The following is a 7,500-nucleotide window of genomic DNA, read 5'->3' on the forward strand; positions in this document are numbered from 1 at the left end:
ACGACGTTCTGAACCCAGCTCGCGTGCCACTTTAATGGGCGAACAGCCCAACCCTTGGGACCTTCTCCAGCCCCAGGATGTGACGAGCCGACATCGAGGTGCCAAACCCCCCCGTCGATGTGAGCTCTTGGGGGAGATCAGCCTGTTATCCCCGGAGTACCTTTTATCCTTTGAGCGATGGCCCTTCCATGCGGAACCACCGGATCACTATGCTCTACTTTCGTACCTGATCGACATGTATGTCTCTCAGTCAAGCTCCCTTATGCCATTGCACTCTACGCACGGTTACCAAACGTGCTGAGGGAACCTTTAGAAGCCTCCGTTACTCTTTTGGAGGCGACCACCCCAGTCAAACTACCCACCACGCACTGTTCTCATTGCTGAGTTAGATTCTAGATAAGCAAAGGGTGGTATTTCAAGGACAACTCCACAACGCCTAGCGACGCCGCTTCATAGTCTCCCACCTATCCTACACATTACTTATCCAAAACCAATACGAAGCTATAGTAAAGGTTCACGGGGTCTTTTCGTCCCGCTGCGGGTAATCGGCATCTTCACCGATACTACAATTTCACCGAGCTCATGGCTGAGACAGTGTCCAGATCGTTGCACCATTCGTGCAGGTCGGAACTTACCCGACAAGGAATTTCGCTACCTTAGGACCGTTATAGTTACGGCCGCCGTTTACTGGGGCTTCATTTCATTGCTTCGCCGAAGCTAACAACTCCACTTAACCTTCCAGCACCGGGCAGGTGTCAGGCCTTATACATCATCTTTCAATTTAGCAAAGCCCTGTGTTTTTGATAAACAGTCGCCTGGACCTTTTCACTGCGGCCCATCCGAAGATGGGCGACCCTTCTCCCGAAGTTACGGGTCTATTTTGCCTAGTTCCTTAGCCATGAATCACTCGAGCACCTTAGAATTCTCATCCCAACTACCTGTGTCGGTTTACGGTACGGGTTCTTATAATCTGAAGCTTAGAGGTTTTTCTTGGAAGCCTTTAGGCACACTATCAACGCATCCGAAGATTTGTTGTACTATCACATTTCACCTAGATCTGCGGATTTGCCTACAGTTCCAATAGCTACATGTTTCAACGAACTATTCCGTCAGTTCGCGGTGCTTTCATTACTCCGTCACCCCATCGCAATTATAAGAAGTACAGGAATATTAACCTGTTATCCATCGACTACTCCCTTCGGATTCGCCTTAGGACCCGACTAACCCTCAGCTGATTAGCATCGCTGAGGAAACCTTAGTCTTTCGGTGAGGGGGTTTCTCGCCCCCTTTATCGTTACTTATGCCTACATTTTCTTTTCTATCCGCTCCAGCATCCCTTACAGAACACCTTCGGCGCAAATAGAATGCTCCCCTACCACTTATACTGTGTATAAATCCATAGCTTCGGTAATATGTTTATGCCCGATTATTATCCATGCAAAACCGCTCGACTAGTGAGCTGTTACGCACTCTTTAAATGAATGGCTGCTTCCAAGCCAACATCCTAGCTGTCTAAGCAGTTTCACCTCGTTAGTTCAACTTAACATATATTTGGGGACCTTAGCTGATGGTCTGGGTTCTTTCCCTCTCGGACATGGACCTTAGCACCCATGCCCTCACTGCTGAGTAACATTTTATAGCATTCGGAGTTTGTCAGGAATTGGTAGGCGGTGAAGCCCCCGCATCCAATCAGTAGCTCTACCTCTATAAAATTTTCGCTCAACGCTGCACCTAAATGCATTTCGGGGAGTACGAGCTATTTCCGAGTTTGATTGGCCTTTCACCCCTACCCACAGGTCATCCAAAGACTTTTCAACGTCAACTGGTTCGGTCCTCCACTGTATGTTACTACAGCTTCAACCTGCCCATGGGTAGATCACTCGGTTTCGCGTCTACTACTACTAACTATACTCGCCCTATTCAGACTCGCTTTCGCTTCGGCTCCGGACCTTAAATCCTTAACCTTGCTAGTAACAGTAACTCGTAGGCTCATTATGCAAAAGGCACGCCGTCACACAGTTAATGTGCTCCGACCGCTTGTAGGCGTACGGTTTCAGGTTCTATTTCACTCCCTTACTTAGGGTTCTTTTCACCTTTCCCTCACGGTACTAGTTCACTATCGGTCTTTCAGGAGTATTTAGCCTTACCGGATGGTCCCGGTGGATTCATACAGGATTACTCGTGTCCCGCACTACTCAGGGTACTGCTATATTATCTTCGATTACCTATACTAGACTATCACTATCTTTGGTTTGTCTTTCCAGACAATTCTAGTTCTCTAAGATTCTAATCTCGCAGCCCTACAACCCCAATACTGCCGTAACAGCATTGGTTTGGGCTAATCCGCGTTCGCTCGCCACTACTAACGGAATCACTATTGTTTTCTCTTCCTCCGGTTACTTAGATGTTTCAGTTCACCGGGTTTGCCCCCTTGCGGGTGATATGTCTTCAACATACCGGGTTGCCCCATTCGGAAATCTACGGATTATAAGGTATGTGCCCCTCCCCGTAGCTTATCGCAGCTTATCGCGTCCTTCATCGCCTCTGAAAGCCTAGGCATCCGCCATACGCCCTTATTTAGCTTATTGTACTTTTTGCTCTAAACATAAATGTTTAGAACGAGCTCTTTATAATTATTTATTTTTATAAAAATATTGTTGTTAAATATAATTTAACTTCTCTATCTTGATTTCTTTACGATATCATTTTACCAATATGTCAATGAACATGGCGAATCACCATTGATAAGTATTTTATCAACTTTAATCCTGCAATACTCTTGGAATAATTTTACTTATCCCTAGGCATTACCTAGTGGAGAATATCGGAGTCGAACCGATGACCTCTTGCGTGCAAGGCAAGCGCTCTAGCCAACTGAGCTAATCCCCCATTATAAACCCTAGAATACTATTCAGAATTTGAATGTCGAATCCTCTAATTTCTAGAATTTCCTTTCTAATAATTTACACCTTAGTAGTCCCGGGCAGACTCGAACTGCCGACCTCTACATTATCAGTGTAGCGCTCTAACCAGCTGAGCTACGAGACTATAATAGCTTATTATTAGTGTTTTTTAAAATTAACAGCAAAGAGTAAAATTTCCCTTTTGTAACTCACCATCTTTCTCTAGAAAGGAGGTGTTCCAGCCGCACCTTCCGGTACGGCTACCTTGTTACGACTTAGCCCTAGTTACCAGTTTTACCCTAGGTCGCTCCTCTCGGTAACGAACTTCAGGCACCCCCAGCTTCCATGGCTTGACGGGCGGTGTGTACAAGGCCCGGGAACGTATTCACCGGATCATGGCTGATATCCGATTACTAGCGATTCCAGCTTCACGGAGTCGAGTTGCAGACTCCGATCCGAACTGTGATATGGTTTATAGATTCGCTCCTGGTCGCCCAGTGGCTGCTCATTGTCCATACCATTGTAGCACGTGTGTAGCCCAGGACGTAAGGGCCGTGATGATTTGACGTCATCCCCACCTTCCTCACGGTTTGCACCGGCAGTCTCTCTAGAGTCCTCAGCTTAACCTGTTAGCAACTAAAAATAGGGGTTGCGCTCGTTATAGGACTTAACCTGACACCTCACGGCACGAGCTGACGACAACCATGCAGCACCTTGTGATCTGTCCGAAGAAAACTCTATCTCTAAAGCTGTCAGACCACATTTAAGCCCTGGTAAGGTTCCTCGCGTATCATCGAATTAAACCACATGCTCCACCGCTTGTGCGGGCCCCCGTCAATTCCTTTGAGTTTCAGTCTTGCGACCGTACTCCCCAGGTGGGATACTTATCACTTTCGCTTAGTCACTGAACCGAAGTCCAACAACTAGTATCCATCGTTTACGGCGTGGACTACCAGGGTATCTAATCCTGTTCGCTCCCCACGCTTTCGTCCATGAGCGTCAGTATATACGTAGTAGACTGCCTTCGCAATCGGTATTCTAAGTAATATCTATGCATTTCACCGCTACACTACTTATTCTATCTACTTCCGTATAACTCAAGTCAACCAGTATCAAAGGCAGTTCCATCGTTGAGCGATGGGCTTTCACCTCTGACTTAATTGACCGCCTGCGGACCCTTTAAACCCAATGATTCCGGATAACGCTTGGACCCTCCGTATTACCGCGGCTGCTGGCACGGAGTTAGCCGGTCCTTATTCTTACAGTACCGTCAAGATGCTACACGTAGCACGGTTTCTTCCTGTATAAAAGCAGTTTACAACCCATAGGGCAGTCATCCTGCACGCGGCATGGCTGGTTCAGAGTTGCCTCCATTGACCAATATTCCTCACTGCTGCCTCCCGTAGGAGTCTGGTCCGTGTCTCAGTACCAGTGTGGGGGATAATCCTCTCAGACCCCCTACCTATCGTTGCCATGGTAAGCCGTTACCTTACCATCTAGCTAATAGGACGCATAGTCATCTTGTACCCATAAATGTTTAATAGAGTTTCGATGCCGAAACTATACATTATGGAGTGTTAATCTTCATTTCTAAAGGCTATCCTCCTGTACAAGGCAGATTCTATACGCGTTACGCACCCGTTCGCCGGTCGTCATCTGTGCAAGCACAATGTTACCCCTCGACTTGCATGTGTTAAGCCTGCCGCTAGCGTTCATCCTGAGCCAGGATCAAACTCTTCATTGTATATTGTAAATAATATTAATGAATAAGTTTCAAAAGAATTTGTTCTAAATTATTAGAACGTGGTTATTCTACTCTTTGTTTACGCTGTCAATTTCAATATTTTCAATGAACTTGTCGAGTCGACACAAACAAGTATTTTTCAACTCGTTAATCTTCTCAGACTTTTTGTAGAAACGTTAGAATCGAACTAACTGACTTATCAACGTCATTTCCAAAATCTCTTGATCGTTACGCTCTCTTAAAGCGGTTGCAAATATACATCCTTTACTTTGTTTTAAACAAGCTTTTTTTAACTTATTTTTTACATTTTATTAATGTGATACTTACCAATATTTTAATGAGCTTTTGCTAATTTTTAAACTTTCGTTTTTCCGTTAGCGGTTGCAAATCTACACCCTTTTATTGAAACAGCAAGTACATTTTTTTGTTTATTTTTAAAGTGTTTTTTAATTACCTATTTTTCAATAACTTAAAGTCAATGTTTTTTATTTTAATTTGTTCTTTTTAATTATTTAAAGTTAAATCAGACTTTTTTAACTCTCTTTATTCCTCTTTTATTTTTTAAAATTCTTTGTTTTTAGTAATAAAAAATTAAATAAATAGCAGTTTTTAATGTTAAGTAATCTAATGCATAGCCCCGATTGAAACATCTGTTTGAGCTCTTTTTTCTTTTTTTATTTTAAAAAACAAAAAAAGCGAATGCGGAAAGCGGGAAATTGTTGCTGAAAAATCAATGTTTTAAAAGATAAATAAATCCTTTTTTATCAAATTTACCTAATACTTTACCTTCCTATCCTCATTATTTCTTACGGATATAACACTTCTTAGGTATCTAAAAAGCCCTCACAGCTTTTTAAAATCTGTGAGGGCTTAGTTTACTATCTAATTTAGCTATGCCTATCCTAACATTTTCAGTTTAGCGCAAAAAAAAACCTCAATCTATAAAGATTGAGGTTTAAAAGAAAGGCAACGACCTACTCTCCCACCAGTGGCAGTACCATCGGCGCAAATGGGCTTAACTTCTCTGTTCGGGATGGAAAGAGGTGAGCCCCATTGCGATAATCACCTTAAATCGTTTCAGTATATTGCAACTGTATAAGTTAACATATTAGCAAAATCATATCGTAAATTATCAAAAGAGTTACGCTTGCGCCCTTTCGAGCGCAAGACTTCTACATAAGCCTATGGGTTATTAGTACTACTTGGCTATGACATTACTGCCTTTACACCTATAGCCTATCAACGTGGTAATCTTCCACGACCCTTTAAAGAAATCTCATCTTGTGGTGGGTTTCGCGCTTATATGCTTTCAGCGCTTATCCCTTCCCAACGTAGCTACTCTGCAATGCTCCTGGCGGAACAACAGATACACCAGAGGTTAGTTCAACTCGGTCCTCTCGTACTAAAGTCAAATCCACTCAAATTTCTAACGCCCACAGCAGATAGAGACCGAACTGTCTCACGACGTTCTGAACCCAGCTCGCGTGCCACTTTAATGGGCGAACAGCCCAACCCTTGGGACCTTCTCCAGCCCCAGGATGTGACGAGCCGACATCGAGGTGCCAAACCCCCCCGTCGATGTGAGCTCTTGGGGGAGATCAGCCTGTTATCCCCGGAGTACCTTTTATCCTTTGAGCGATGGCCCTTCCATGCGGAACCACCGGATCACTATGCTCTACTTTCGTACCTGATCGACATGTATGTCTCTCAGTCAAGCTCCCTTATGCCATTGCACTCTACGCACGGTTACCAAACGTGCTGAGGGAACCTTTAGAAGCCTCCGTTACTCTTTTGGAGGCGACCACCCCAGTCAAACTACCCACCACGCACTGTTCTCATTGCTGAGTTAGATTCTAGATAAGCAAAGGGTGGTATTTCAAGGACAACTCCACAACGCCTAGCGACGCCGCTTCATAGTCTCCCACCTATCCTACACATTACTTATCCAAAACCAATACGAAGCTATAGTAAAGGTTCACGGGGTCTTTTCGTCCCGCTGCGGGTAATCGGCATCTTCACCGATACTACAATTTCACCGAGCTCATGGCTGAGACAGTGTCCAGATCGTTGCACCATTCGTGCAGGTCGGAACTTACCCGACAAGGAATTTCGCTACCTTAGGACCGTTATAGTTACGGCCGCCGTTTACTGGGGCTTCATTTCATTGCTTCGCCGAAGCTAACAACTCCACTTAACCTTCCAGCACCGGGCAGGTGTCAGGCCTTATACATCATCTTTCAATTTAGCAAAGCCCTGTGTTTTTGATAAACAGTCGCCTGGACCTTTTCACTGCGGCCCATCCGAAGATGGGCGACCCTTCTCCCGAAGTTACGGGTCTATTTTGCCTAGTTCCTTAGCCATGAATCACTCGAGCACCTTAGAATTCTCATCCCAACTACCTGTGTCGGTTTACGGTACGGGTTCTTATAATCTGAAGCTTAGAGGTTTTTCTTGGAAGCCTTTAGGCACACTATCAACGCATCCGAAGATTTGTTGTACTATCACATTTCACCTAGATCTGCGGATTTGCCTACAGTTCCAATAGCTACATGTTTCAACGAACTATTCCGTCAGTTCGCGGTGCTTTCATTACTCCGTCACCCCATCGCAATTATAAGAAGTACAGGAATATTAACCTGTTATCCATCGACTACTCCCTTCGGATTCGCCTTAGGACCCGACTAACCCTCAGCTGATTAGCATCGCTGAGGAAACCTTAGTCTTTCGGTGAGGGGGTTTCTCGCCCCCTTTATCGTTACTTATGCCTACATTTTCTTTTCTATCCGCTCCAGCATCCCTTACAGAACACCTTCGGCGCAAATAGAATGCTCCCCTACCACTTATACTGTGTAT

2 tRNA genes and 4 rRNA genes (2 of these 6 cut by a window edge) are annotated in these 7,500 nt (G+C 44.6%); all 6 read right to left on the reverse strand.

Annotation, left to right across the window (positions count from 1 at the left end):
- A 23S ribosomal RNA gene (locus ACN5J4_RS05010) occupies positions 1-2,588 on the reverse strand (it extends 288 nt beyond the left edge of the window).
- Between the two features lie 227 nt (positions 2,589-2,815).
- A tRNA-Ala gene (locus ACN5J4_RS05015) sits at positions 2,816-2,889 on the reverse strand.
- An 85-nt stretch (positions 2,890-2,974) separates the two neighbouring features.
- Positions 2,975-3,048: transfer RNA gene (locus ACN5J4_RS05020), tRNA-Ile, on the reverse strand.
- An 81-nt stretch (positions 3,049-3,129) separates the two neighbouring features.
- A 16S ribosomal RNA gene (locus ACN5J4_RS05025) occupies positions 3,130-4,647 on the reverse strand.
- 961 nt (positions 4,648-5,608) lie between these two features.
- Positions 5,609-5,717: ribosomal RNA gene (gene rrf / locus ACN5J4_RS05030) — 5S ribosomal RNA — on the reverse strand.
- A 103-nt stretch (positions 5,718-5,820) separates the two neighbouring features.
- Positions 5,821-7,500 (reverse strand): 23S ribosomal RNA (locus ACN5J4_RS05035); it runs 1,196 nt beyond the window's last position.
- The 16S, 23S and 5S rRNA genes sit together here with 2 tRNA genes alongside, the layout of an rRNA operon.

It is taken from the genome of Tenacibaculum aestuariivivum (genome assembly GCF_964507685.1).
GTDB lineage: Bacteria > Bacteroidota > Bacteroidia > Flavobacteriales > Flavobacteriaceae > Polaribacter > Polaribacter aestuariivivum.